Here is a 3,200-nt window from a genome sequence, read left to right as displayed (position 1 = left end):
TGGATCAAGTTAGAATCAGTTGTCTTAAAAAAATAAATGATAAACATTCCCGTTTGTATAAAGCACTCAAGTCTAATTTAATCCAATGGTCCTCTTGAAGAGACGTAAGCACCTAATAACTGACCGTATTGAAAAATAAAAAATCATCCGTACTCTCATTTGAGAATGCGGATGATTTTGTGTGTTCATTTATGCGGCGATTTTTTGATTATCTTCGTTAGTCGTTTTCAATCGTGATGATTTAAAGTTCCACGGTAAATAGGCTTCTAGTTCCTCTGGTTTCAAGAATGTTGGAAGCTGTGAGATATTTTTTAATAAAAATGTTAAATACTCAGCCGGATTAATTCTATTGGCCTTCGCTGATTCGATCAGCGTCATCCAAATTGCATTGGCTTTAGCACCAGCTTGGCTGGTACTAAATAGCCAATTCTTACGGCCAATCACAAAGCTCTTCATATTTCTTTCCGATGCATTGTTACTCCAATCGATTGCTCCGTCGTTGACAATACGATTAAGTTCATCACGCTGATTTTTAACATAAGTGATGGCTTTACCTAGGCGACTCTTTGGTAAGGCATCAGCCGTATCAATATAATGCCAAAATTTCTTTAATATTTTTCTCTGATAACAGCGGCGACGACGGCGTCGCGCCCGTGGTGAAAGATGTTGCCACTTTCTCTCTAATTGAAACATTTCATCAATCAAATTTAGTGGAAGTGTCGCCTTAAACTTTGTACCTTTATTGGCGTCGTCGTAAAACTTGCGTCTTGCATGAGCCCAGCAACCATCTCTAGTGACTGAATCATCCAGAATATTATATCCAGAATAACCGTCACATTGTAGTATTCCCGTGAAACCATTGTAAAGCGATGCAGCGAAGCTGCTAGCGCGACTGGTACCGTAGGAATAGAAAACACCTTGCTTTGCTTCGTGAGTAACGCTTCGCATCACCCACATAAATGATTTAGACTTGGCCAATTTTCCAGGCTCATTCAAAACTTCCATTGGTGTTTCGTCACCCTGCAAGTACCGATGCGATAGTAGTTCCTCATGTATTTGTTGATACAATGGTTCCACAATTTGACTAGTTTTGATTATCCAATTGGTAATCGTTGTCTCACTAAGATCGATACCTTGTCGTTTCCAATCTTGAAGTTGGCGATAAAGAGGTACCCCCAGTTCGAACTTTTTATGTATGATTTCTGTTATTAATGAAACCGAAGCTAAACTATGCGGAATCAGTGGTTGGGGCACCTTCGATTGGATCAGATGGGCTAGCCCATCGATCAATTCGCATTCCGGGCATTTATAAGTCTTCGTATAGAACTTTTCCAAATATAGTTTAGCTGGTCGGTAATGAATTTCTTCACGCTGGAACTTTTTTCCAACTGAAACTAAGCCGTGTCCGTTAGGACACAGCTTATCAGTTAGGCCGATTACCGTCTCTTTTACAGGTACATTTGAACCTATAATTGATTTCCGTGTTTTTTTAGCTTTCTTCTTTTGCTGTACTTGGGTTGGTTTGTTATCTTCACCAGTTTGCTCTGGTTCGATAAAAACCCCTTCGTCTTTATCCAACAATGAAAGTTGATTAGGATCAACTTTCTCTGATTTTTGACCATAAAGTTTTTTGGTCAAGTAATCGATTATTTCTGCTTGTTCTTGAACCTTTTTGGTCAAGGCTTCAACTTGTTCTTCTAGCGTCATAATATCCACTCACTGTACGTTTTTCTTGATATTGAGTTTATCACAATTGACATTTTAAGAAAACGTTTTCTTAGTCTTGGGCAGATTAATTTTATGAATAGTTGAATCTAATGACCAGCCACTCAAAAGCTTTGATAGTTGAAGATAAGTCAACTTTCGGACCTCGTCTTGACTCGTCGGCCACTGAAGTCGGCCGGACTCAATCCTTTTATAGAGTAATAAAAAGCCATCGCCGTCCCAGTAAAGTGCTTTGAACCGGTCCTTTCGTGTACCACAAAATAGATACAGTGATCGATTATATGGATCTAGTTCAAACTGATCTTGTACGACGGCTGCTAAGCCGTCGATACCTCGACGAAGATCCGTTTTACCACATACTAAATAGACTTGATGAATTTTTCTTTGATCAATGAGCATGCGGGAACACCGCCTCTAACACCGCACTAAGGATGTAGTTGTTTACGTGATTATAAACAGTTACTGATTTTTGTTGATCGATACGAATATGAAGCGCCCGACTGGGTACTGACGGCTTAGCTTCGCTTAAAGCCTTAGGGACATTGACCTTCACGATTTCAGGTTGATTTTCCATAAAAAAATACCTCACCAATATGTTTGATGAGATAATCATAATTCGAATTCCGCCTAAATCATAGACGGTCGGTTATTAGGTGCTTACGATTTTTTCATAATGTACAAAAAAGTAAAATTATACAGTTCATTAGTGCTAGTAGGATTAGCCCTGAGTTCAACTGTTGCTACAACCACAGTTAGTGCTACAACAAGTAACGACAATTCGACAAACACCACAAAAGTTTCAAGTAAAAATGATGATTCAAAAGCTACTCAGAAAATAGTCGATTCAAGTTCATCATCCAATGATAATACTGATTCAAAAACATCAGATAACCAAGATGGGGAAACTTCAGTTTCAACAAACAAAGAAATGGGACCAGGATACTATGATTCTAATTTCAACATCAATTCATGGGTTATGCCTTCAATGGCTGATTCTGATTTCTTATCTCAAATTAAAGCAGGAGCAATTGAAGGTTGGACAAAATATAAGATTCTACCATCATTAACGGCTGCTCAAGCTGTTTTGGAATCTGGTAATGGAACAAGTGCTTTGTCACAGCCTCCTTTCAATAACCTATTCGGTATTAAGGGTACTCCCGGTCAACCATGGAGAACTGCTGAGCAAGATGCTAATGGTAACGTCTATTACATCACTGCCACATTCAGAACATACCCATCATTCAAGGAAAGTATTGAAGATCACAACGCCCTATTAGGTACCACATCTAGATACAGTAACTTAGTGGGTGTAAAAGATTATCAGACAGCTACTGCTAGAGTTAAAGCTGATGGATACGCAACAGCTACTAACTATGCTTCAGCTCTAAATAGAATTATTGTTTCTGACGGTTTAACAAGTTGGGACCAAGAAGCATTTAACCAAACAAGTTATCCACATCCCGCAGTTGACACCT

At 38.8% G+C, this 3,200-nt stretch carries 4 protein-coding genes; 1 reads left to right on the top strand and 3 read right to left on the bottom strand.

Translation table 11 applies throughout. From position 1 onward, the window contains the following. Positions 1 to 189: 189 nt before the first annotated feature. Genes tnpC through FHL06_RS12225 form a run of 3 tightly spaced genes read right to left on the bottom strand, consistent with a single transcriptional unit; the run spans position 190 to position 2,299 of the window. Positions 190 to 1,707, bottom strand: coding sequence for an IS66 family transposase (gene tnpC / locus FHL06_RS12235; RefSeq protein WP_102196417.1), 1,518 nt, complete (start codon positions 1,705 to 1,707; stop codon positions 190 to 192). Between the two features lie 54 nt (positions 1,708 to 1,761). Further along, on the bottom strand, positions 1,762 to 2,124 hold the full coding sequence (gene tnpB / locus FHL06_RS12230) for an IS66 family insertion sequence element accessory protein TnpB (RefSeq protein ID WP_102196418.1): 363 nt from the start codon (positions 2,122 to 2,124) through the stop codon (positions 1,762 to 1,764). Continuing rightward, positions 2,114 to 2,299 (bottom strand): hypothetical protein, encoded by a 186-nt coding sequence (locus tag FHL06_RS12225; RefSeq protein WP_102196419.1) that lies wholly within the window; start codon positions 2,297 to 2,299, stop codon positions 2,114 to 2,116. Before FHL06_RS12225 ends, tnpB begins: the two co-directional genes overlap by 11 nt. A gap of 99 nt (positions 2,300 to 2,398) precedes the next feature. Here FHL06_RS12225 and FHL06_RS12220 point away from each other — a divergent pair. Further along, on the top strand, positions 2,399 to 3,200 hold an 802-nt coding region (locus tag FHL06_RS12220), incomplete at its 3' end, for a glycoside hydrolase family 73 protein (protein WP_192917979.1).

The sequence above is a fragment of the Companilactobacillus halodurans genome, assembly GCF_009600985.1.
Classification (GTDB): domain Bacteria; phylum Bacillota; class Bacilli; order Lactobacillales; family Lactobacillaceae; genus Companilactobacillus; species Companilactobacillus halodurans.
Note: the sequence above shows the minus strand (reverse complement) of the source record. Positions and strands in the feature narration are given on the sequence as shown.